The following is a 246-nucleotide window of genomic DNA, read 5'->3' as shown; positions in this document are numbered from 1 at the left end:
CGGTGACGCCACCAGCGCTGCCGCCGATGGTGCCGGTACCCGACAACGTGGTGCCGCTGCCGATGGTCCATTGGCCACCGACGGTGCCGGTGACATTCAGACCACCACCGGTGACCTGACCGGTACCGGTGAATCCGCCACTGTTGCCGCCCAGGTTGAGCAGGCCAGGGCCGGCCTGCACGATGCTGCCCGCGCCACTGATGCTGCCACCCAGCGTGGTGGTGCTGCCGGTGTTGACCACCAGGC

Annotated in this window: 1 pseudogene; it reads right to left on the bottom strand. The window is 69.1% G+C overall.

The window, feature by feature from the left end:
• Nucleotides 1-246 (bottom strand): annotated as a pseudogene (locus FQ664_RS26655) (collagen-like triple helix repeat-containing protein); the annotation flags it as partial.

The sequence above is a fragment of the Pseudomonas persica genome, assembly GCF_900291015.1.
Lineage (GTDB): Bacteria > Pseudomonadota > Gammaproteobacteria > Pseudomonadales > Pseudomonadaceae > Aquipseudomonas.
Note: the sequence above shows the minus strand (reverse complement) of the source record. Positions and strands in the feature narration are given on the sequence as shown.